Source organism: Halobacillus sp. KGW1 (assembly GCF_001592845.1).
In the GTDB taxonomy this organism is placed as follows: domain Bacteria; phylum Bacillota; class Bacilli; order Bacillales; family Halobacillaceae; genus Halobacillus.
The window spans coordinates 743,276-766,457 of sequence record NZ_LSOC01000003.1; the positions used below are offsets into that span (position 1 = coordinate 743,276).

Consider the following 23,182-nt stretch of genomic DNA (forward strand, 5'->3'; position numbering starts at 1 on the left):
AACATAGAGCAACCCCCGATTATGCATCGGGGGTTGTTTCAAAACTGTATAATGCCGATCTGATACAAGAAGATCAGGATGATGATGATCGGCGCTATGAATTTCACAATGATATACCACAAACCTCCGATGGATGATCCAGTCAAATCCGTTGATTCCAGAGCGTCCGCTTTCCTATAATACCAACCGACAAGGAGCGCCATGGAAAGGCCGCCCAGCGGAAGAAGAATATTAGAGGCTACGTAATCCATGGAGTCAAGAATATTCAAATCTCCGATCGGCGTGATGCCTGACCAGATTCCAAATCCTAAGGATACCGCAATTCCAAGGATGAACATGATGGATCCCATCACGATACTCGTCGCAAAGCGACTCCAGCCGAATGCACGCATGAAGTAGGCAGTCGGTACTTCCAGGATAGACACGGAAGAAGATAAGGAAGCAAGGATGAGAGCCAGGAAGAATATGATTCCGATCATCCCGCCAAACGGCATTTGTTCGAAAATACTAGGAAGCGTAATGAAGACCAGAGGCGGTCCGGAGCTCGGATCAATGGCAAAGGCGAATACGGCCGGAAAGATCACCAACCCTGCAATGACCGCAAAGAAGGTATCCATCAAACCAATGCCGACAATAGCTCCCGGCAGTTTATTTTCTTTAGACAAGTAGCTTCCGTATGTCAGCATCCCGCCCATTCCCAGGCTCAGGGAGAAGAAAGCCTGTCCGAGAGCAGCGAAATAAATGGAAGGATCCCTGAATGCCGACCAGTCCGGCTGGAAGAGAAACTTCACTCCTTCCATGGCTCCGTCCAGAGAAAGACTGAAGAAAGCAAGAATAATCAGAATGATTGCCAGAAGCGGCATAAAAATTTTGTTCGCTCCTTCAATGCCTTTCTTTACTCCTCCAAGAACGATCACGATCGTAATCATCATGAATAAGGCCGTCCATAAAATTGGCTGCCAAGGATTGCTGATAAATTGACCAAACGCACCATCATACCCAATATCCGGCTGGGTAAAGTACGATCCGTTCACGTACATCCAGAAGTAAAAAATCGCCCATCCGGCAACAACCGCATAAAATCCAAGAATTAAAAATGCACTGGCGATTCCGAAAAAGCCCGTAACGAACCACGGCGTACCTGGAGCGAGCTTCCGGAAGGAGCCGACAACATCACTTTGCGCCTTTCTGCCGATACTCACTTCTGTTAACAGCAACGGAACACCAATCAACAGTACACAAGCTAAGTAGAGGATCAGGAAAGCTCCCCCACCGTTATTACCTGCTACATAAGAAAATCTCCATATATTACCTAACCCGACAGCCGAGCCCATTGCCGCGAGCATAAACCCGAGCTTTGAGCCCCATTTCTCTCTCACCATTTTCCAACCAACCCCTTCTGTTTTTGCAACGGATGAACCTTATTATCTTTCTTTTCTGCATGTCGAAATATTCATCAGCATACCACAAAACATCGGCAATTCCTCTAGATTTCTGAAATTTCTCATTATTTACAGGCGCAGATCAATTCTGGAAGCCTGCCGCGCTTTGTTCTCTTTCTTAGGCGTCTTTTTCTCTTGGAACTGCATGCAGCTGCTCCCGGTTGTACGGAGTATATACGCGGAAGGCAATTCCTTCGTTTTAAACTCATAGGCGCTGCAAGATCTGGGAAAGGCCGGATTCCATGTCGTTCGGAAATGCCTGCACTTAAAACAATTGATCTTGTCCATCCCGATCATCCTCCTTTTCTACTTGTGACTGCATCATAGCACAGCTTCCCTTTCCCAGAAATAACGAGATGCCCGCTCCTTTCCCCGGAGCAGGCATCTCGTTTCATTTATTATCCAAATGGAGGTTTTCCAGCCTTTGAATGCGGGCTTCGAGCTTTTCATATTCTTCCCGCGAAACAAATCCTAGTTCTTTGAATTGATCCTGCATTCTTGCTTTCGCTTGATCATTCCATTCTTTATCTTTCGTTTCTCCCTTGGCAATCCAATTATTAACCATGGATTTCGCCTGAGTCGGACTGATTTCTCCCCGCTTCACCATTTCGTTCACCATCTTTTCGAACATCTCTTTCCCACTGATTGCTGCACCGATTCCGAAATGGAATCCTTTCTTCAATAAATCGCTCATTGTTCATCCCTCCTATTATGATGAATGCCCTTCAACATCCGGACATGTTTAATGGAACAAATGAAAAATCCAAGCAACCCGACTCCCATAAAGACGCCGCTGATCCACACGCTCGGAAGAACAGGGACAACAAGTGTGTAATACAGGGCAGCTACCCCTGACACGAATATAAGAAACGAAAAAGCCGTGTAAACCAAATAAAGCTGATGGAACAGGCGATTTCTTTGATGATAGCTCTTCCATTCTCTTTCTTTGTCGCCATCCTCCAAGTACTCGATCAGCGCACGTGGGAACGATAACAGAGGACGAACGGTTTCCTTAATGACTTCTGTGTACAAAGAGGCATTCGATCCGTCGCCCGACACCCACTGTTTGATGACAGGTCTCCCCCATTGAATCAAGTCGATGTTCGGATAAACGGCACTGAGGACACCAATGATAATAGAAGTCGCCCGACCTAAAAATGCATAGTCAGCTGGAAGCTGAATCGGCTGATCTTTGACAAATTGCTGTAAATCAGAAAGCATATCATTCATCATATGCGCATCCAACTTGTCAAAGTTCCCGTCTAAATACATCTCTGTCGTCTGCTTAAGCAGCTTCTTCACCCGCTCGGTATCTGCATTAGGGAGAAGAAAGTCCATCTCCTGCAACGCCTCAATTACTCTGTCGTAATCATCCAAAATAAATCCCTGCACCATCGTCCTCAGCGCATCAGCATCTTCCTGTTTGATTTCACCAACCATACCGAAGTCGATGACAACGACCGTTCCATCTGCTTTCAGCATCAGATTCCCTGGATGAGGATCGGAATGAAACATGCCTGCATCAAGAAACTGGGCGATACTTAAATCAAAGAGCGTATGAGCAATCTGTTCCCGGTCTATTCCATTTTTCTTTATGAACGAAAGGTCCGTGATCTTCGTTCCTTCCACCCATTCCATCACAAGTACGCGTTTAGTCGAAAGATCGCTGTAATATTCCGGAATATAGACAGATGGAAAGTCTCCAAACCTTTTCTTGAAATGACGGCCATTCTCCAACTCCATTGTAAAATCAAGCTCATTGCTGATGACTCGGACGACCTCCCTGTACAGGGCTGGTAAATCGGCTTTCTTCCCATAGACCGTAAACTTATTCAACATCCAGAAAACGATCTTCAAGGCACGGAAATCCATCCGGAACGTATCTTTCACTCTATAGCGCTGTACCTTGACCGCCACAGGAGTGCCGTCTTTTAAGTACGCCTTATACACTTCCCCTATGGAAGCAGATGCGACCGGTGTTTCTTCTATTGTAGACAGATGTGTATCGACCGATGCGTTCCAGTCTTCTTCTATCGTTTCTTTGGATCGGTAGAATGGAACGGGCTCCACCCTGTCCACAAGTCCTTCCAGCTCCTTAATGAAAGAAGAAGGAAGCAAATCTCCTCTGGAACTCAAAAACTGCCCGAATTTTATCAGAAGCCCACCAAGATGCACCGCTTTTCTTCTATATTCTTCTGCCTGATCTGATAGCATTTCTTCCCATTTACGCTTCGTATCCTGATCCCATATCCTGTGACGCTTCTCGAACCAGTAGATGCGAATCAGGAATTTCATGGACATCCAAACGATGACGGTAATCCTGTATATGGATATGTACTTCATACGCTCCACAAGTTCCATCCCCCCGTTCTTATGTACTTTATCATTCCCCCATCTCTGTTGAATCAATCATCCATATATGGAAGAAAGATGAAAGACAAGACCAGTGTCACAGTTGCAAAAAAGACGGGTGATGTGTAAGAATTTGTTTATATACAGGAGGAGGAGCAAGCATGCAGATTCGGGAACTGGAAGTAAGAGAACTACATAAAGTCGCCGGTTGGCTCCATCGGATGAATGAACAGGACCATCACTATGTTGCTTGGATGGCATCCGATGCGAACGAAATTTTCGAACAAATATGGACATTGACACAATTTCAGGAACCGCTCGCTTATGTGGCTTGGGACGGGGATGAAATCATAGGATTCCTTGGGATTCTGCCTTTTTTCGAACAGAAGCTGTGCCGACTTCTCGGTCCGTTCGCTCTTCATCAGCAGGAGCTGGTCATTGAGAAATTGTGGGACAAAGCTTCTCTTACTGTTCAGCTTCACTTTGACATTGTAAAACTAGCTTGTTTTGAGGCGAACGAAGCACTTGTCGATTTTGCGGAGAAACACGCCTTCGATCTCTATAACGTAGAACGCACTCTGGCTTTGCACAAATCCAGTTATTACCCTTCCGACAAACAGGACGGAGCGATCGTTGAAATTCTTCGCGATGACTACACCGCACTGGATAAACTTCACCCTTCGGCCTCCTACTATACGACAGAAGAGATGCTGCGCTTATCAGAAAAGGACGGCAATCATTTATGGGGGTATGCAGCCGATGGAACCATTGCAGGGTACACATACTTTGAAACCATTGCCGAAGAACAGGAAGGGGAAATATGCTTCGTCAACGTCGGGCGCGAATACCGTGAGAACGGAATCGGGACTGCTTTGATGGAACACGCGCTCCAATATGCTTTCTACGCACTGGAACTCGACGTAGTCACTATCTCTGTACGGACGAATAACAGACAAGCAGCCAGGCTTTATGAACAGTTTGGGTTCCGGGATATCCATACGATACGGGCTTATCAAAAAGCGACAAAACCAGTAACGCAAACCATTCACTAAAAAATGATGTTTCAGGAGGGGAACGAATGAAGGAACTCGTGGGTGACATCTTAAGGAAATTGGATGATGACGCTCCCATCATGACGATTGATACAGTAAGCGGCGGCGATATTAACGAAGCCCTCTTTGTAGAAACGGAGAAGCAGGACTACTTCTTTAAGCTTAATCAACAGGTCCCCTCTCACTTCTTCCGAGTAGAAGCGGAAGGATTAAAGCGGATCCGGGAAAGTCGTTCGATACGGGTGCCCGAAGTGTATTATTTTGATGAACCGGAGAACGGAGAACCAGGAGCTCTTGCTATGGAATGGATTCATTCCGGAAAGCTGAAGCCGGCCTCCGAGCTCGGAAGACAGATTGCCCAAATGCATAAGCAGACAGGAGAAGCTTACGGATTCGGTGAACCGACCTTTGTCGGCCAGCTCGACCAGCCCAACGATTGGTGCTCTGCCTGGACGGATTACTATGCGGATTTCCGGTTAAAGAGCCAATTGCAATATGGCATATCAAACGGAAGAATCACAGGGCAGCGCCGCAGCCGGCTCGAGCAGCTGATTGCCTACCTTGACCGCTGGGTTCCAGCACATCCGTAGGCTTCGCTTCTGCACGGTGATCTCTGGGGAGGAAACTGGATGGCGGATGAAAACGGCTCTCCCTGCCTGATCGATCCTTCCGTCCTGTATGGAGACCCGTGCTTTGATCTTGCCATGACGGAATTGTTCGGTGGATTCCCTTCTGAATTCCTCCACCATTACAGGGAGGTTGCTGACCTTCCGCCACACTACCATGATACCAAACCGATCTATCAACTCTTCTACCTGCTCGTACATTTGAATATATTCGGGGAGAGCTACGGTGGACAGGTCGACAGAATATTAAAACACTATGCGGGGTGATTCAGGAATAGGCCCTGCCCTTTCCTGAATCCGATATTTCCAAGAGATCAGATGGATACGGCTCAAAATACGTCTGGTCTTTTAAATACCCGCTGCGGAAGCGGACCGTCCATGTATTCAATACGCTCAGCACCGCACTCAACGGCACCTTCTCTTCTTTGTATCGTTTGAGCAGCGTCTGGAAGTCCTCTTTCTCTTCTGCCGAAAGCTCCTTCTTGAAATACCCGGCGATATGCTGACAAACATTAATATGTGACGCAGCTTTTGCCGGCTCTGCCATCAATTCATAAAGCAGCGGTTCATATTCATGGAACACACCTTGTATAGACAGATGATCATGATTGGCAACCACTCTCCCCATCTTTTTCAACGTCCCGGGATGATAAGCCATGAACAAGTACTTATTGGAAGAATGAAATTTCTGAAGGTCCTTCATCTGCCCGTGTGCTTTCATCTTCCGGAAAGAGGCCAGCGTGAACAATTTCGTAAAGTAATGATGCCTTAATGTGAAATTCTTCAAGCGTCCTTCTTCCTCCAGGGCAAGACCAGGATACCTCTTTAGGACTCCCCTCGCAAAGAAACCGGACGACTTCCCAGACACTTGCGGATGGTCTATATCGTAGTAGACTTTCACATCCTGCATACCGCATGTCGGAGAACGATTCTTCAATAAAAACCCGTCCACCTCACTGCCGATACTATTCAGAAAAGATTCCGTAAAAGCATTCATTCCTGTCGTCAAATCTTCTCCTGTTTTCGGCTGAACGAGTCTTTCCTTCTCTCCTCCGACAATACGGATCGTCTCCCTGGGCACTCCAAGCCCGATTTCCACTTCCGGACAAACCGGCACGAACTCTACATACGGAGCCATCCGCTGGACTGCTTTATCCGGAATGACCGCTCCGTTGTACCTCACTTCATCAAATTCCAAACAGCGGCTCACGACAACTTTGGGAACAACGAATTCTTTCACAATAATCCCCCTTTTTCTAATTAAAGTCTGTAGTATTAGCAGAAATTCCTCATTTCCCCAATAGATAAACATACAAGGACGATCCTCTACAAATTTCCTATTGGTTTTTGCCCCAAAACGTAATAGAATAGATAATGCTGTATAATTATTCTCAAATGCTTATAAATAAAACAACACTGAACGACAGGAGAGATTCCGGATGAAAGCTAGAGACTTTAAGCTTACTTCACACCTGCGCTTCATCATTCCGTCCCTGATCGGTATTTTTCTTTTTATGTTCCCGATCTCCGGCGAAGACGGCGCGATTACGATTCCTATCGCCATACTGGCTGGATGGGTCGAGACAGGTTTAGCTGATTACTTATCCTTGATCATGACGATCATTATTACGATAACTGCCATCGGCACGATTTTGACGAAGCTGGCAGGACCAAATGCATTGGAGGATAAACCGTTCTTCCAATCATTATTTAATGTGTCACCCGTTTGGGCATTTACTCGTGTTTTAGGAATGATTTTCGCCATTATGGTGTACTTCCAAATCGGTCCGGAGGCCATCACCTCTGAGAATACCGGAGGCATGCTGCTCGATTCCCTGCTCCACGTCTTATTTGCCGTGTTTCTGTTCGCAGGCTTGTTCCTGCCGCTTTTATTGAACTACGGCCTGCTCGAAATGTTCGGCGTCGTGCTGCAGAAGATTATGCGGCCGTTGTTCCGTTTGCCGGGAAGATCTTCGATTGACTCCCTCGCATCCTGGCTCGGAGATGGAACCATCGGTGTCCTTTTGACAAGTAAACAATACGAAGAAGGCTATTATACTAAACGGGAAGCTGCCGTCATCGGGACGACCTTCTCTGTCGTATCCATCACCTTCAGCCTTGTGGTCATTAAAGAAGTAGGGCTGGGAGATATGTTCATACCATTCTATTTGACCGTCGTCGCTGCTGGATTTATCGCTGCTTTAATCATGCCGCGTATTCCTCCGCTCTCACGCAAAGCGGACACCTATGTTACAGAGGAACCAGCAGACCAGAACGAAGAAGTACCCGAACACCACAATCTGTTCACTTACGGCTATGCCAAAGCCGTAGAAAGAGGAAGCAAGTCTACAAGCCTCGCCAACTTCTTCAAACAGGGAGCGCAGAACATCCTGGACATGTGGATGGGTGTCGCCCCGATTGTCATGGCTCTAGGGACGCTGGCTCTAGTGGTAGCCGAATTCACTCCATTCTTTGCATGGATTGGAACACCGTTTATCCCATTACTTGAGCTCATGCAGGTTCCTTATGCGAAAGAAGCATCAGAAACCATTCTCGTCGGATTTGCCGATATGTTCCTGCCTGCCATTATCGGTTCTTCCATCGAAAGTGAAATGACACGATTCATCATTGCTGCACTTTCCGTAACTCAGTTGATCTACATGTCTGAGGTCGGTGGGCTGCTGCTCGGATCGAAGGTGCCGGTCAATATGAAGGACTTGTTCATTATCTTCCTTGAACGTACCATCATTACACTTCCGATCATTACACTAATTGCACATTTCCTGTTCTAAAATCCTAACTCCCGCCGAGAATTCTCTCTCGGCGGTTTTTTTCATACATGCATGTACTTAAAAAACCCGCTGAGATCACACTCAGCGGGTTTTCAATTCCTCTATAATCTTTTGGGCTGTACTTAAGCTGGATTGAGGATTCTGCCCGGTGATAAACGGAAGATCGACAACGACATGATCGCTGTAGTCCTCCCCCTTATCAAACACGGCACCGGATTCATTCATGCGGTCTTCCAGAGAAAACGGCACGACAGAAGCAAGCCCCGTCTTCTCTTCTTCTTCATTTGTGAATCCGGTCACTTTCCGACCTTCCAGGAGCAACTGATCGTTGTGGTCTTTCACTCCGATAAATCCGGCCGGCCCGTGGCAGACAGAGGCGATAACTTTCCCTTCGGTTAGAAAATGCCGAAGCAGTTCCTCTAAATGCTCATTAGCAGGAAAATCAATCATCGTCCCGTGTCCACCGCATAAGAAGATAGCACTGTATTTCGTAGGATCCACAGCGCCCAGCGGAACCGTATCATGGATGGGTTCCATCACACCGTCCCAGAACCGGGGAAGTTCGTTACTATAGCTGTTCGGATCAATGGGAGGCCGTCCACCCTGAGGGCTGGCTGCGGTTACTTCCCAGCCTTCCTCCATGAATGCGGTGGCGGGCTCGACGAATTCAGATAACCAGAGTCCCGTTTCGTTCCCATCCATACGATCGGCATTCGTTACAATCATCAGGATTTTTTTCGTCATATCTGTACCCCTCCTTGCAAATATCTTTCCTATTATTCGCAAGTCCAGGCATTTCAATCATTAAGATTGGAAGGTGGAATCTTTATTTACCATACGGCTCCACCATTTCTTAATCAGTTGGAAGCGTCCTTCGATCAGCGGCTGGGTCAACGTCCTGATTATGCTGCTGGACAGTAGATATACGATAGCTGCCGCAATAATCGCGAGGCCGAGCACGTCGAATACGTTATCGACCTTAAACCAGCCGGCCTGACGGAAAAACTGGATGAAGAAGCCATGGAGCAAGTAGACATACAGGGTCTTTCCGCCCAAATAAGTGAGACGGAATTCTTTTCCCGGTATCCAGGAAAGAACACTGACCATCATAATTCCGGCTAGAACATAGATTCCCAAACGGACGATACCGCCCATTTCCGGACTGCCGAGTACCTCATATGACTTAGAACCTAGCAGCCATCCGGAACTGATCTCCGGAAACATCGCAATCAATACAGCGACAGAGGCCATAATCACAAGGCTGATTTCTCTTACCCTTCGCGTTCTCCACTGCTTCACATGATCTTTCGTCAACCAGTAACCAGCAAGGAAGAACGGGAAGAATACGAATGTTCGTGACAAGCTGAAATGGTGACCGATATCCGTAAAGTATCCAACCACCACTCCGATTTGGACGGCAATCGCCACCCCGAGAATCGGCGGTACCTTCTTGAACCAGTAAAGGAGAATATGCCAGCAGAACAAGCTGAACAAGAACCACAGGGACCAGTGCGGGTAGAAAATACCGGTCAATTCAGACTCTTTACCGATGAAGAAGTAATACCCGGTATAAACGAGTTGGAATATCAAGTAAGGAAGAATCAGCTTCTTCGCTAAGTTCATAATATAGTCCTTCTCGCCGGAGCCTTTCGCAAAGAATCCAGCAAGGAAAATGAATGCAGGCATATGGAACGTATAGATCCATGTATAAAGGGTGTACATAGGTCTGGAATCGCCGGTGAACGGCTGTATCAAATGTCCGAAAACGACAAGGAAAATCAACACCAACTTTGCATTGTCAAAAAAAGCATCACGCTTCATGTGGTCTCACCCTTCTTTATGAATAGAAAAAGTTGTCTCAGTAATTTATCTCTACCCTATTGTTACCACATTTATGAACAATCCAAGCGGTATTCATCGCAATTTAAATGAACTGTAATACGAATGTCAAGGATGGAAAGTGTTTGTAAATGATCCGTCAAAAAAGAAAGAGGACACCCCGTCCGACGGGGTGTCTTTCCTTGATTAATCTTCCAGGGGAATGGCCCATGCTCCTTTGCGGAAGATAGGTTCATAACTTCCATCATGGGTTTCTCCATCAATATCCAGCGCCCCGGAACCCATCATGAAGTCCTCGTGAATGAGACTGTCATTAACACCATGATGATCCATCTGCTCTTTCGTAAAGCCGGATCCGCCTGCTACGTTCGTCGGATAAGCCTTTCCAAGTGCTAAGTGGCAGGAGGCATTCTCATCATAAAGTGTGTTAAAGAATATATGTCCGGACTGGGAGATCGGAGACTCATGAGGTACGAGAGCAACTTCCCCTAACCGTTTCGCCCCATTATCCATTTCCAATAAATGCTTCAGCGTCTCTTCTCCCGACTCTGCAGAGAAGTCGACCACCATACCATTCTGGAAAGTCAGTGTGAAATTATCAATCAGATTCCCACCGTAATTAAGAGGCTTGGTGCTTGTCACCGTCCCCTGCACTCCGTTTTTATGAGGCATGGTAAACACTTCTTCTGTCGGGATATTCGGGTTGAATTCAACCCCTCCTTCAGAAACAGCTGATCCCCCGTGCCAAATATGATCCTGCACAAGTTCGATGGACAGGTCCGTGCCGGGTCCCTTGTAGTGGAGTTTCTTGTACTGCTTTCCATTCAGGAATTCACGGATTTTTCGAAGCCTGTCATTATGGTCTTCCCATGCCTGTACAGCGTCTTCCTGATCGATTCTCGTAATATGGAAGATCTGCTCCCACAGCTTTTCCTGCGCTTTGTCGGCTGAATCGTCAGGGAACACTTTCTTTGCCCACGCTTTCTGTGGATAAGCGATGACAGACCAGGTGGTTTTGTCATTCATAACGTAGTCCCGATACTCGGTCAACGCTTCTGCACTCGCTTTATTCGCTTTCGCCACGCGTTCCGAGTCCACATCCTTAAGAAGGTCGGGGTCCGGCCCATAAATGCTGAGAAGAGCGTAGCCGTCTGCCACCATCTGCCTCAGCCCTTCTGCTTTCCATTCCGGAAAATGTTCCAGCACTTCCATCGGGGCATTCTTAAGCTTCATGTAATTCAACATTTCGTCGCTCCACTCCATGTGGACGTCCTTAGCTCCTCTACCGTATGCTTTCGCCCCGATGGTGCGCACGAAATCAGCTGCTTCGATGGGGGCGTTGATGATCAGCCCCTGTCCCTGCTGTAAATGAACACCTTTCTTTAAAGCAATATCTGCGTATTTTTCCAGTTTCCTCTGAAAACTCATCTATATACCTCCTCTAAGACTGTTATGATTTATCTTTGAATAATTGAATCGCTCTCTCACGCATTCGTTTATGATCAACCATCGGTTCCGGATAATCCTCCCCGATCATACACTTCGCTTTCTCTTGTTCGTTCTCCGGCATCTTCGCTGGTTCGTGGATATACTTCTTCGGGACGTCCCGCAGCTCCGGCAGCCATTCTTTAATAAACCGCCCATGTGGATCGAACCTTTCGGACTGCCGGGTCGGGTTGAATACGCGGAAATATGGGACCGGATCCGTTCCGGTTGAAGCCGCCCACTGCCATCCCCCGATGTTGGAGGCGGGATCATAATCGACGAGTTTTTCCTGGAAATAACGTTCGCCTTTCCGCCAATCCATCAGCAAATCCTTCGTCAAAAATGACGCAACCGCCATACGGAGCCGGTTGTGCATCCAGCCGCTCTCGTTCAACTGCCTCATCGCCGCATCAATGATAGGAAATCCGGTCCTTCCTTCTTTCCAACGCTCCAATACGTCTTCGTCATTATTCCAGGGAATCCCTTGATACTTTTCTACTACTTCTTCATCATGTGCATTCGGATAGAAGTGATAAATCATATTATAAAAATCACGCCAGGCAAGCTCGGATATATACGTTTCCACTCCTTCCGTTTTCTTACGGAAGTCGACCTGGTCATGGATCTGATGATAGACACTGCGTACAGAAATGGCACCGGTCCTCAAATACCTGGACATCAGACTTGTCCCATCGACCGCAGGGAAATCACGGCGCTCGTCATAATCGTAAATATCCGCATCAAGGAATTGTTCCAGACGTGCCCACGCATCTGCTTCCCCGACACCGCCGAAATCTGCTTTGATTTTTTCGAGCAAATCAGCATACGCGGATTCCCCTTCCTTGAACGAGGCACGCTCATCGACGGCAGCTTTCTTCAGTAACTCATCATCGACTTTCTGCACCGCCGGTTTCGGAAGCTGCTTCCACTTCTTCAGATAAGGAGTGAAAACTTTGTAAAAACCGCCATCCTGCTTCTTCACTTCATCGGCACCATGAATATGGTGGTCCAAGTAATGATAGACGTCGACATCCAGAGACGTTACGTATTTCTCGACCTGCTTATCTCTCTCATAGCCGAACCCTGTTTCGTCTCGGTTAAAATAAACCATATCGATCCCGGCAGTTTCGATTAAATTTTCAAATGCATCTTCTGTATCCCCTGTAATAAAATGAACCGGCGCCCCGGCATCTTCTGCTTTTTCAACGAAAGATGCAAGGGTTTGGAAGAAATAATCATGCCTTGCTGTAAATGATTCATTTAAAGCCGGGTGTATATGAAAGAACAGGAGAAGTTCATCCCCGTCCTTTGTATGCTCCAAAGCCTTCGCTAATGCTGTATTGTCCTGTAATCGTAAGTCTCTGCGGAACCAGACCGCTCTCTTTGTCATTGTTCTCTTCCACTCCTTCTCTATTATCCTTTCCTTTTTAATAAAAGCCATAAACCGGACGTATAAAAAAAGAGCCGCTCAGATGGAACTGAACAGCTCTTGGTGTATTAAATCACTCGAAATGCTTCATCAATGTAGCCATCTCGATCGCCGCAGTGGCTGCTTCCCAACCTTTGTTACCAGCTTTCGTACCCGCACGCTCGATTGCCTGCTCAATTGTGTCTGTTGTAATGACACCGAAGATCACCGGGATACCGCTCTGGTTCGATGCCTGGGAAACTCCTTTTGCTGCTTCGTTACATACATAATCGAAGTGCGGAGTAGATCCGCGGATGACAGCACCAAGGGTGACGACTGCATCATATTTCCCTGAATTCGCCATCTTGGAGGCTACAAGAGGAATTTCAAAAGCACCCGGTACGTAGGCGACTTCCACATCATTCAGTTCTACACCGTGACGTTTGAACGCATCGACTGCTCCTTCGTACAGTTTACCTGTAATGAAATCGTTAAACCGCCCTACGACGATTCCCACTTTCAAACCAGTTCCTACTAAGTTTCCTTCTATTGTTTTAACCATGTTCCATCTCCCTTTCTAATAGTGAAATAAATGACCCATCTTGGATTGTTTCGTCTTCAAGTACCGCTCGTTCTCTTTGCGGGACGGCATCTGAATCGGGACTCTTTCTACAACTTCAAGTCCGAAGCCGCCGAGGCCGGAGATCTTCTTAGGATTATTCGTCAGCAATCTCAATTTAGTGATGCCAAGATCCTTTAATATTTGAGCACCCACGCCATAGTCACGAAGATCCGGTCCGAAACCGAGTTTCTCATTCGCTTCGACCGTATCCAAGCCTTCTTCCTGAAGCTTATAAGCATGCAGCTTATTCAAAAGTCCGATTCCGCGCCCTTCCTGCCTCATATAAAGCAGGACACCGCTTCCGTTTTCAGAAATCTGTCTCAATGCATTGTGGAGCTGTGGACCACAGTCACAGCGATAGGATCCGAAGACATCTCCAGTCAGACACTCAGAGTGCACACGGACAAGCGTCGGTTCGTTTGGATCGATATCTCCTTTGACAAGTGCGATGTGGTCTTTATTATCAATATCGTTCGTGAAGGCAACAGCCCGGAAATCTCCGTATTCCGTAGGCATCTTCACCTCCACCTCACGCTTGACGTGGTTTTCTTTCTTATGGCGGTACTGGATCAAATCTGCAATCGTAATCATCGGGATATTAAATTCGTCGGCCATCTCCCGCAGATCGGGGACACGCGCCATCGTTCCATCATCTTTAATGATTTCACAAATAACGCCGGCAGGCTTTGCTCCGGCCAGCCGAGCCAAATCCACCGCTGCTTCCGTATGGCCTGCCCTTCTCAGGACACCGCCTTCTTTAGCAATCAAAGGAAAAATGTGGCCTGGACGTTGAAAGTCAGCTGCTGTTGCCTCCGGATTCAACATCTCCCTGACAGTCCGGGCCCGCTCTTCTGCAGAAATCCCGGTCGTTGTGGAGGTATGGTCGATGCTTACCGTGAACGCCGTCTGGTTCGGGTCGGAATTACTATCGACCATCGGCATCAACTCGAGATCAGAAGCCAACGCTTCCGTCACCGGAGCACAGACGAGACCCCGACCGTATTTGATCATGAAATTGATCATCTCAGGAGTCGCATGTTCTGCAATTCCGATAAAGTCTCCTTCATTTTCACGGTCCTCGTCGTCACAAACGATGACGACTTTCCCCGCTTTCAAATCTTCCAATGCTTTTTCTATGGAATCAAACATAGTTTTCACCCCTTATGCAAATCCGTTATCTTTAAGAAATTGTTGCGACATACCAGCCGCTTGTTCATGCTTCTTTTCTGCCCCTAGAAAATGGGCTACGTACTTACCGATCATGTCACATTCTATATTCACTCGGTCCCCGCGGTCCTTCCCGCCGAGAACTGTATGCTCGACCGTATGAGGAATCAAGGATATCGTCACCTTGTTCTCTGAGACACCGAAGACCGTCAAAGATGTACCATCGACTGCAATCGATCCTTTATATACGAAATAATGAATGAGTTCGTCCGGAAGTTCAATCTCATAATAAACAGCATTCGACTCCGGCTTCTTGGAAACGATGGTGCCCGTTCCATCAATGTGTCCGGAAACTAGATGGCCGCCGAATCGCCCGCCGGCAGCCATGGCCCGCTCGAGATTCACCGGACTCCCCTGTTTTAATTCGTGAATATTCGTCGCTCGGTAGGTTTCCGGCATGACATCGAAGGTTACCGTTTTATCCGTAAAGCCTGCCACAGTAAGGCAGACGCCGTTTACCGAGATACTGTCTCCAAGCTGGACATCTTTTACTACCACATCTGCTTCGACCGTCACTTCCAACGCTTCCGTCTTATTCTTTACGGATTTCATCGTTCCTATTTCTTCAACGATTCCTGTAAACATTGTTTCTACTCTCCTTTTTTCACAGATACGACTTTGACATCGTCTCCCAGTATTTCCGTCAAGATCACTTCAAACGACTGGACGTTCTTCAATTGCTGGATCCCTTTGCCTCCGACAGGGGTCAGCGCCTCTCTGCCGCCGATCAGCTTCGGTGCGATATAGGTTACTGTTTCATCTACTTTCCCGGCACGGACGAAAGCATCCGCTATAGTCGCCCCGCCTTCTACCAGAAGGGAAGTAATCCGCTTCTTTCCAAGATAGCGAAGCACATCATCGACGGCAATAGTCGAGCCTTCCATTCGAATGACTTCCACATGATCCTGTTCTTCGAGCAAGTCTTTCTTCTTTTGATCGTTCTCCAGAGTAAAGATCCATGTAGGCGCCTCGCCGTTTTGAATTAACTGCGACGATGGAGGAATCCTCAAATGTGTATCCATGACAATCCGAACGGGATGGGAACCCTGCCCTTCCATTCTTGTTGTCAGCTTTGGATTATCCATCAGTACTGTATTGATGCCGACGAGAATAGCGTCCGAAAGGTGGCGGTATCGATGCCCGTCAGCACGTGCTTTCTCGCCCGTAATCCACTGACTCTCGCCTGTCGATGTTGCAATCTTTCCATCGAGGCTCATGGCTGATTTCAACCGGACATAAGGCATTCCTGTCTGGATGGAATGGAAGAAAGCGCGGTTCAGCTTGTCGGCTTCCGCTTTCAGCACACCCATTTCTACTTCCAGGCCATGCGCTCTCATCATCTCTATTCCTCTTCCTGACACTCTCGGATTGGGGTCGTGGGATGCAATGATGACACGTCTGATTCCCGCATCTATGACAGCTTGTGCACAAGGAGGCGTGCGTCCGTGATGACTGCACGGCTCAAGCGTCACATAGATCTCTGCGCCATCCGCCTTTTCCCCGGCCATCCGCAGCGCATGAACCTCTGCATGGGCTTCACCTGCTTTGACGTGGACACCTACGCCGACAACTTGGTTATCTTTCACCACAACAGCCGCTACGGAAGGGTTAGGGCTCGTCTGCCCTACCGTGCTGCTCGCCATTTCCACAGCCATAGACATATATTTCTCGTCGCGTTCCATCTGCATCCCTCCGATTTTTGAAAAAAAAGACCCTGAAGAAGACATACTTCTCCAGGGTCGTTAACGTAATTTTTTTTGCGTACAGCAAACAAAGGGTACACTTAACTCAAGAAATGTACCATTACGTTCCTACAACCTTCTCCCATCCAGACTTTAACTGTCGGCTTTGGATTTTCACCAAATCAGGGAAAGCCGTGCTTAACACTGACTTTCCGTCGCGGGCTTGGAGCAGCTGCTCTTTACCGCCGGCTGGGATTTTCACCCGACCCCGAAGGTTCTCTTATTCGATTTGAACACTTTAAATATAACGGAAACAAACAAAATTCGCAATCCTTACGTCTGACAATCCCTTACACCCATTCGATCAGTCCGTCGATGAATGCTGTTTCGTCCTTATACACCTTATATAAAAAATACGTTAGCACAATCAGGGGAAACAAGAAAGAATCTTCAGTGACATCCTCAGAAACCGACAGATCCGCCCCCGTCTTCCATGTAAAAGGACGAATAACCGCCAGCTCTTTCTTTTTTGTTTTTACTTCTATTTCCTTATTCCAGTTCTCCTCCAGCTTTACGGCGTCTCCCCGTACCTCCCCTTCCACACAGAAATAAAGCAGACTTTTCAAGGGGTTGTCTTTAAAGATGAATTCCATGCCTGAGATGGAATAACGATACGCAGCAAAAAGGATGCGTCCCTTCTGAATACCGAAAGAAACCTCCTGAGAACGAAAGGAAAAAAGAAAATTATTCTCCTTTTCCAAGCCTCTTTTGGAAGTTTTATAAATTTCACCGATCACTTCTCCACAATCATTACTTACACAGATGCCACGTCGTTCCTTATCCTTAGCAATTTTGTACCCGCGCATCAAATCACCCTCCCGGTATTCTCTCTTATTGCTTACGCTTGCATCATGTAATAAGTTTCACACCTCTCCCTATTGTAAATCGAAAGATATTCGATTAGGATACAAATAAAAGAAAACGTTTGCACAAAAAGGTTTATCTTAAAGTGGATGTTTTTTGATTTTTCTATATAATCAGTACTATATAGATACCCTTCGTCATGCAATCGATTGCATTAATAATTTTATTTCCTAAAGAAATGGAGCGATGGTTATGGAGCGTGTTTGGTGGAAAGAAGCGGTTGGTTACCAGGTGTACCCGCGGAGCTTTCAGGATTCGAACGGGGACGGCATCGGTGATTTACAGGGAATGATCGACCGGCTCGACTATTTGAAAGAAATGGGCATCGATTTTATTTGGATTTGTCCAATGTACAAATCTCCGAAAGATGACAACGGTTATGATATTTCCGATTACCAGGATATTCTTGAAGAATTCGGTACGATGGATGATTTTGACCGTCTATTGGAGGAAGTCCACCAACGCGGGATGAAGCTGATCATTGATTTGGTTTTGAACCATACGAGCGATGAACACCCTTGGTTTGTGGAATCAAGGCAGTCGAAAGACAATCCAAAACGCGACTGGTATATTTGGAAGGATGGGAAAGAAGGAAGCGAGCCGAACAACTGGGAGAGTATTTTTGATGGATCGGCGTGGGAATGGGATGAAAAGACGGAGCAGTACTACCTTCACGTTTTCTCTACAAAGCAGCCGGATTTGAACTGGGAGAACGCCGAAGTAAGGAAGGCGCTCTACGATACGGTCAACTGGTGGCTCGAGAAAGGGATCGACGGTTTCCGCATTGATGCAATCAGCCATATCAAGAAGCGGCCGGGGTTTCCTGATATGCCGAATCCAAAGAAAGAGAAGTACGTCTCCTCCTTTGATATGCATATGAATCAGGAAGGTATCCACGAGTTCCTTCAAGAATTCAAGGAGGAAACCTATTCGAATTACGACGTCATGACCGTTGGAGAAGCGAACGGAGTCAGCGCAGATGAAGCGGATTTATGGGTCGGCGAGAATGGGAAGATGGATATGATCTTCCAATTTGAACACTTGGACTTGTGGGATCAGAATGCCGAACAGCAGTTGGATATTCCCGGACTGAAAAAAGTACTGACCCGTTGGCAGAAAGGCTTGGAAGGAGACGGGTGGAATGCACTCTTCGTAGAGAACCATGACAAAGCCCGTGTCGTGTCCACATGGGGAGATGATGAAGTGTACTGGAGGGAAAGTGCCACCTCCATCGCAACTATGTATTTCCTTATGCAGGGCACACCCTATATTTACCAAGGACAGGAAATCGGCATGACGAATTTCGCCTTCCCTTCCATCGAAGACTACGATGATGTGGCTGCAAAGAATTTGTATCAGAAGAAAAAGGAACAGGGAGTCCCTCATGAAGAAATCATGGAAATTCTTTGGAATACATCTCGGGATAACAGTCGGACTCCTATGCAGTGGAGCGATGAACCGAATGCGGGATTCACTACTGGAGATCCGTGGCTCCAAGTCAATCCAAACTACCAGACCATTAATGTCGCTGATCAGGAAAACAACCCCGCATCGATTCTTAATCATTACAAGAATCTGATCGGCCTGAAGAAAGACCATGATCTTTTCACATACGGCACGTACGAATTGATCATGGAAGACGATCCACACATTTACGCATACACGCGTACGCTCCATGACAAGACAGCGATCGTCTTTGCTAATTTGACAGGCAGCGTCGCCCGTGTTCAATCTTCTTTCTCCCTCGATTCCAGTGCTCTCGTATTGTCCAATATGGAAGTACCAAAGCATATACAAGCAAAGGAATTTCCACTCAAACCGTTTGAAGCACGTGTATATATCGTTTCAAACAACTAAATACAACAGAAAAAAAGGAGTGTCTCCCGCCGCGAAAGCCAGAGACACTCCTTTTTTTATTCAGCATCGGCGATCCTTACATCCGCCTCCAGACGAAGTTCAACATTTCCTTCGATCGCGCGGGAGATCATACAGCTTTTTTCTGCCTTCTCCACCAAACGGTTCAGCTTGGATAATTGCTTTTCATCAGAACCGGACTTTAAAACGACGCGTGGACGATGGATAATCGTCTTATAAGTAAAAACACCATTGGTAACGTCGACAATTCCTTCCGAGTCCATATCCATTTCCTGCAAAGGCAGGTCGGCACGCTCAATCATGGCGGCCAGACTTATGATATAGCACGTTGAAGCTGCTCCCAACAGCATTTCGTCCGGGTTCGTGCCTACTTCAGGCCCGTCCATGCTTGCGGGTATGGATATTTTCGTCTTTAAGTTTCCTGCATCGATATGGCCGACTTCGTTGCGTCCTCCCGGCCATTCGGCTTTCAAGTAAAAATGATGATCTGCCATTCTATTTCCTCTCCTTATCTAAGGGGTCCTCGATCCTTGATGCTCCATAGCGATGAAATCAAACACATCTCCATTTGTCGCCTGCTCGAAACTCTTCGTGCAAGAAAAACCGCACCGCTCATAAACACGAATCGCCCGTTTATTAAATGCGGCTACAGCTAAAGTGAAGCGTCTGTTTCCGTACAGGGACCGGCCAAACAGAAGCACTTGTTTGAGAAAGTATTCCCCTTCGCCTTTCCCGGTACGTTCCGGATGCAGTCCCAGGCTGATGTCCACAGCTGTGTTCTTGGTAAAGCTGAAAAACCCAATGAGGCTTCCTCCCTGGCTGACACTGTACGTCTCTGGATTTCTTCTAACTGGATCAATGAATTCCACGTAATCCTCTTCATCCGCTGTCATGTCATAAAAGTCATAAGGGGCTGGGTACTTCCATTCGGCGATCGTTTCCGCCTCCTGCTGGGTCATTTTGGTGAACTTCCAGATATCATTCATTCGCTTTTCTCCCAGTCCTGTTTAAACCGGGTCATTTTCATCTGCAACTGTTCAATCATATCCAGGACCCTGTTAAAATCTTCCATATCCACGTCTTCCGCTTCCATGGTAGACACGACTTGATTCAACATATGAATCCGATTCTTAATGTAATGAAACTGTTCGGAAGGATGCTGTACGGCTTTGCCCATCGATAAAACCCTCCTGTCATAGTTAGTCACTCCATCGTTATTACTTCTATCTTAACCTGCCGGTATGTGGGTTGAAAAGAATTTGGCACAAAAAAAGCGGCATACCCTGCCGCTCTTACCTTTAACTTAGTTAAGAATCCTATTAAGATGTCGGACCACTACAGCTGCGGAACTCCGAACGATCAACATCACGAAGGGAGATATAACAAACTGCATGCTCTTTCCTTTCTCAGTCTTCCTGTACTTCTTTCTTTCCTGACAAGAACCATCCAAGAGCGGCAATCAACACGAGGATAGAGTAGAAGATCAGCTTCCACGTCGTAGAATGAGCGAAGTGCTCATCGAGAATCTGAATATTCGGGTGGGCTAATGTAGAAACGACGAGCTTTACCCCTACCCATCCGACGATGACAAAGGCAGCAATTTCCAATCCAGGTCGTGATTTCAACAATTTAACGAAAACGTTGGCCGCAAAACGCATGATGATGATTCCAATCATACCTCCCGCAAGGATGACAGCGAATTGCCCACCGTCCAAACTCCCCACTTCCGGAAGAGGTGTTTCCGGCAAAGCGACTGCAAGAGCTACCGCAGCAAGAATCGAATCGACCGCAAAGGCCAAATCAGCAAGTTCCACTTTTAAAACCGTTGCCCAGAAACCTTTCCCCCGCTGATTCTCAACGGCGACGACCTCTTCTTCTTCCTCTTTTCCACGCTCTCTCCATTTATCAAATAAGTGCTTTCCTGATATGAATAACAGATATGCAGCTCCAAGCGCCTGTACCTGCCACACATCCACAAGAAAGGAAATGACGAACAAGGAACCAAATCTAAGTATGAATGCACCAGCCAATCCGTAAAACAGCGCCTTCTTCCGCTTTTCCTCCGGCAGGTGTTTGACCATGATTGCCAACACCAGCGCATTATCTGCTGCCAGTATACCTTCCAACCCGACTAAAACAATTAATACCCAGCCATACTCGATCAATAATTGAGCATCCACTATTCTGTCTCCTTTTCCATTAAAAATAGTCCCGGCCACTGTGGTGGACAGGACTATAAATAAATAGACCTTTACCACAGTGGGTAAAGGTCTCGCTAACAACGAACGTTGCCAATAAAGCCGGGGATCCATCCCGAAATGACGACTTTATTGTATAAGCTACTCCCCTTTAAGGAACGCTGAATCTATTCCTATCATAGCACTCGACCTTCGAAAGTCAACGGCTTTCACCCACTTTTTTACAACCTTAGTATGGAGCATAGGACTAAGCTTATACAAAAGGATTAAATGAGCGTTTGATGAACAGGACAGCAGTCGTCATTCCCCTGCCTTCTCTTCAAATAACCGGGAGATTTCTACAATGGTACGGGTTGCTTTCTCCATGCTTTCCAAGGAAATGTACTCGTATTTGCCGTGGAAGTTCTCCCCGCCTGTGAAAATGTTCGGAGTCGGCAGCCCCATGTAGGATAATTGGGAACCATCCGTTCCGCCACGGATCGGTTTGACTAGTGGTTCGATTTCCAAATTCTCCATCGCCTCGTAGGCAATATCGACGATGTGCTTCACAGGAGCAATCTTCTCGCCCATATTATAATACTGATCATTGATTTCCAGGGAAACGCGGTGCTTTCCGTATGCGTCTTCCAATTCTGCGGCCAATCGTTTCAGGTTTTGTTTCCTGTTTTCAAACTCTGCTTTATCATGATCACGGATCAAATAGTTAAGTACCGCCTCCTCCACATCGCCTTTGAACGTATGCAGATGATAAAAGCCTTCATATTCTTCGGTATGTTCCGGCGCTTCGTTCTGAGGGAGCTGCTGCTGGAATTCCACAGCCAGTTTCAGCGCGTTTACCATTTTCCCTTTAGCCGTGCCCGGATGCACGCTGTGACCATGGAACGTCACGCGGGCAGCTGCGGCATTAAAGCTTTCATATTGCAGCTCGCCTACCGGACCCCCGTCTACGGTATAAGCATAGGAGGCTGCAAACCTGCCGACATCAAACTTATGGGGTCCCCGTCCGATTTCTTCATCCGGTGTGAATGCGACGCGGATTTCTCCGTGCTTTATTTCCGGATGCTGAATCAAATAATCCATCGCGGTCATGATTTCCGTAATTCCGGCTTTATTATCAGCGCCAAGTAATGTCGTGCCATCTGTGGTGATGAGCGTCTCTCCTTTATATGTAGCAAGTTCAGGAAATTCATCCGGTGTAAGGGCTGTACTTTCGTTCAGTTGAACCGGTCCTCCCTCATATTTAATGATCTGTGGATTTACTCCTTCACCTGTAAAATCAGTAGCTGTGTCGATGTGAGCAAGAAAGCCGATTGTCGGTACTTCCTTCTTTGTGTTTGCAGGCAGTGTAGCCATCACATACGCATGCTCATCTATGGTTACATCCTCCATCCCGATGGCTTTCAATTCCTCCACCAACTGACGTGCCAAATCCCATTGCCCGTCGGTGGATGGTGTCTGACTGCTTTCCTCATTGGATTGAGTATTCATCTTCACATAAGAAATGAAACGTTCTAACAATTCCTTCTGCATATCGGTATCCTCCTTCTAGTGTTCTATACCAAGTGTAGCGATTTCAAGCTCCTAAAGTAAGTGTACTGCTTCACGTCATTTTTTGGTATTCTTATTATATAAAACAAACATCCTTCCAAAAAAACTTT

22 protein-coding genes, 1 pseudogene and 1 riboswitch are annotated in these 23,182 nt (G+C 46.9%); of the genes and pseudogenes, 4 read left to right on the plus strand and 19 right to left on the minus strand.

The annotated features are described in order from the left end of the window. Positions 1-38 precede the first annotated feature (38 nt). From AXG56_RS12755 to AXG56_RS12770, 4 genes are all read right to left on the minus strand, one after another. Positions 39-1,382 carry a sodium-dependent transporter gene (locus AXG56_RS12755; RefSeq protein ID WP_008632240.1) on the minus strand — a complete coding sequence of 448 codons (1,344 nt, stop codon included), beginning with the start codon at positions 1,380-1,382 and terminating at the stop codon, positions 39-41. Positions 1,383-1,511: 129 nt separating this feature from the next. Next, on the minus strand, positions 1,512-1,730 hold the full coding sequence (locus tag AXG56_RS12760) for a hypothetical protein (protein WP_062514891.1): 219 nt from the start codon (positions 1,728-1,730) through the stop codon (positions 1,512-1,514). Between the two features lie 103 nt (positions 1,731-1,833). After that, positions 1,834-2,136: a phasin family protein gene (locus AXG56_RS12765; protein ID WP_062514893.1), complete on the minus strand. Its 303-nt coding sequence runs from the start codon at positions 2,134-2,136 to the stop codon at positions 1,834-1,836. Beyond that, positions 2,133-3,803: an AarF/ABC1/UbiB kinase family protein gene (locus tag AXG56_RS12770; protein WP_062514895.1), complete on the minus strand. Its 1,671-nt coding sequence runs from the start codon at positions 3,801-3,803 to the stop codon at positions 2,133-2,135. The genes AXG56_RS12765 and AXG56_RS12770 overlap by 4 nt, the downstream gene beginning before the upstream one ends. A 152-nt stretch (positions 3,804-3,955) precedes the next feature. Between AXG56_RS12770 and AXG56_RS12775 the strand changes: the two genes are divergently transcribed. Next, positions 3,956-4,846 (plus strand): N-acetyltransferase, encoded by an 891-nt coding sequence (locus AXG56_RS12775; protein WP_008632235.1) that lies wholly within the window; start codon positions 3,956-3,958, stop codon positions 4,844-4,846. 26 nt (positions 4,847-4,872) lie between these two features. After that, positions 4,873-5,739, plus strand: a pseudogene (locus AXG56_RS12780) (fructosamine kinase family protein). A 1-nt stretch (position 5,740) separates the two neighbouring features. Here the strand turns inward: AXG56_RS12780 and AXG56_RS12785 are convergent. Continuing rightward, positions 5,741-6,712, minus strand: coding sequence for a DUF523 and DUF1722 domain-containing protein (locus tag AXG56_RS12785; RefSeq protein ID WP_008632233.1), 972 nt, complete (start codon positions 6,710-6,712; stop codon positions 5,741-5,743). Between the two features lie 199 nt (positions 6,713-6,911). On the opposite strand from AXG56_RS12785, the gene AXG56_RS12790 reads away from it, so the two are divergent. Further along, entirely contained in the window at positions 6,912-8,264 is a 1,353-nt protein-coding gene (locus AXG56_RS12790; protein WP_008632232.1) for a YjiH family protein, read from the plus strand. Between the two features lie 81 nt (positions 8,265-8,345). Here the strand turns inward: AXG56_RS12790 and AXG56_RS12795 are convergent, their stop codons facing one another. The 9 genes from AXG56_RS12795 to AXG56_RS12835 form a co-directional block, all read right to left on the minus strand. Continuing rightward, the gene (locus AXG56_RS12795; RefSeq protein ID WP_008632231.1) at positions 8,346-9,008 is read right to left on the minus strand and encodes a type 1 glutamine amidotransferase domain-containing protein; all 663 of its coding nucleotides are present in this window, start codon (positions 9,006-9,008) and stop codon (positions 8,346-8,348) included. A 60-nt stretch (positions 9,009-9,068) separates the two neighbouring features. Next, on the minus strand, positions 9,069-10,085 hold the full coding sequence (locus tag AXG56_RS12800; protein WP_008632230.1) for an acyltransferase family protein: 1,017 nt from the start codon (positions 10,083-10,085) through the stop codon (positions 9,069-9,071). A 204-nt stretch (positions 10,086-10,289) separates the two neighbouring features. After that, the gene (locus tag AXG56_RS12805; RefSeq protein WP_008632228.1) at positions 10,290-11,531 is read right to left on the minus strand and encodes an aminopeptidase; all 1,242 of its coding nucleotides are present in this window, start codon (positions 11,529-11,531) and stop codon (positions 10,290-10,292) included. 22 nt (positions 11,532-11,553) lie between these two features. Next, positions 11,554-12,978: a deoxyribodipyrimidine photo-lyase gene (locus AXG56_RS12810; RefSeq protein ID WP_062514897.1), complete on the minus strand. Its 1,425-nt coding sequence runs from the start codon at positions 12,976-12,978 to the stop codon at positions 11,554-11,556. 112 nt (positions 12,979-13,090) lie between these two features. Continuing rightward, positions 13,091-13,558: a 6,7-dimethyl-8-ribityllumazine synthase gene (gene ribE / locus AXG56_RS12815; protein ID WP_008632226.1), complete on the minus strand. Its 468-nt coding sequence runs from the start codon at positions 13,556-13,558 to the stop codon at positions 13,091-13,093. Positions 13,559-13,573: 15 nt separating this feature from the next. Next, a complete protein-coding gene (locus tag AXG56_RS12820) occupies positions 13,574-14,767 on the minus strand; it encodes a bifunctional 3,4-dihydroxy-2-butanone-4-phosphate synthase/GTP cyclohydrolase II (RefSeq protein WP_062514898.1) in 1,194 nt (397 codons plus the stop codon). A gap of 12 nt (positions 14,768-14,779) precedes the next feature. Beyond that, the gene (gene ribE / locus AXG56_RS12825) at positions 14,780-15,430 is read right to left on the minus strand and encodes a riboflavin synthase (protein WP_062514900.1); all 651 of its coding nucleotides are present in this window, start codon (positions 15,428-15,430) and stop codon (positions 14,780-14,782) included. 5 nt (positions 15,431-15,435) lie between these two features. Further along, the gene (gene ribD / locus AXG56_RS12830) at positions 15,436-16,527 is read right to left on the minus strand and encodes a bifunctional diaminohydroxyphosphoribosylaminopyrimidine deaminase/5-amino-6-(5-phosphoribosylamino)uracil reductase RibD (protein WP_026577835.1); all 1,092 of its coding nucleotides are present in this window, start codon (positions 16,525-16,527) and stop codon (positions 15,436-15,438) included. Positions 16,528-16,657: 130 nt separating this feature from the next. After that, a riboswitch (FMN riboswitch) is annotated at positions 16,658-16,807 on the minus strand. Between the two features lie 70 nt (positions 16,808-16,877). Further along, a complete protein-coding gene (locus tag AXG56_RS12835) occupies positions 16,878-17,393 on the minus strand; it encodes a hypothetical protein (protein WP_008632218.1) in 516 nt (171 codons plus the stop codon). A 250-nt stretch (positions 17,394-17,643) separates the two neighbouring features. On the opposite strand from AXG56_RS12835, the gene AXG56_RS12840 reads away from it, so the two are divergent. Beyond that, positions 17,644-19,308, plus strand: coding sequence for an alpha-glucosidase (locus AXG56_RS12840; RefSeq protein ID WP_062514902.1), 1,665 nt, complete (start codon positions 17,644-17,646; stop codon positions 19,306-19,308). Positions 19,309-19,364: 56 nt separating this feature from the next. Here AXG56_RS12840 and AXG56_RS12845 read toward each other — a convergent pair whose 3' ends face one another. The 5 genes from AXG56_RS12845 to pepT form a co-directional block, all read right to left on the minus strand. Then, positions 19,365-19,820, minus strand: coding sequence for an OsmC family protein (locus AXG56_RS12845; RefSeq protein WP_008632213.1), 456 nt, complete (start codon positions 19,818-19,820; stop codon positions 19,365-19,367). 18 nt (positions 19,821-19,838) lie between these two features. Beyond that, the gene (locus AXG56_RS12850) at positions 19,839-20,312 is read right to left on the minus strand and encodes a GNAT family N-acetyltransferase (protein WP_008632210.1); all 474 of its coding nucleotides are present in this window, start codon (positions 20,310-20,312) and stop codon (positions 19,839-19,841) included. Further along, entirely contained in the window at positions 20,309-20,503 is a 195-nt protein-coding gene (locus AXG56_RS12855) for an SE1561 family protein (protein ID WP_062514904.1), read from the minus strand. Before AXG56_RS12855 ends, AXG56_RS12850 begins: the two co-directional genes overlap by 4 nt. Positions 20,504-20,732: 229 nt before the next feature. Continuing rightward, positions 20,733-21,563 (minus strand): TerC family protein, encoded by an 831-nt coding sequence (locus tag AXG56_RS12860; RefSeq protein ID WP_369815272.1) that lies wholly within the window; start codon positions 21,561-21,563, stop codon positions 20,733-20,735. A gap of 261 nt (positions 21,564-21,824) precedes the next feature. Next, on the minus strand, positions 21,825-23,054 hold the full coding sequence (gene pepT / locus AXG56_RS12865) for a peptidase T (RefSeq protein WP_008637844.1): 1,230 nt from the start codon (positions 23,052-23,054) through the stop codon (positions 21,825-21,827). Positions 23,055-23,182: the final 128 nt, after the last annotated feature.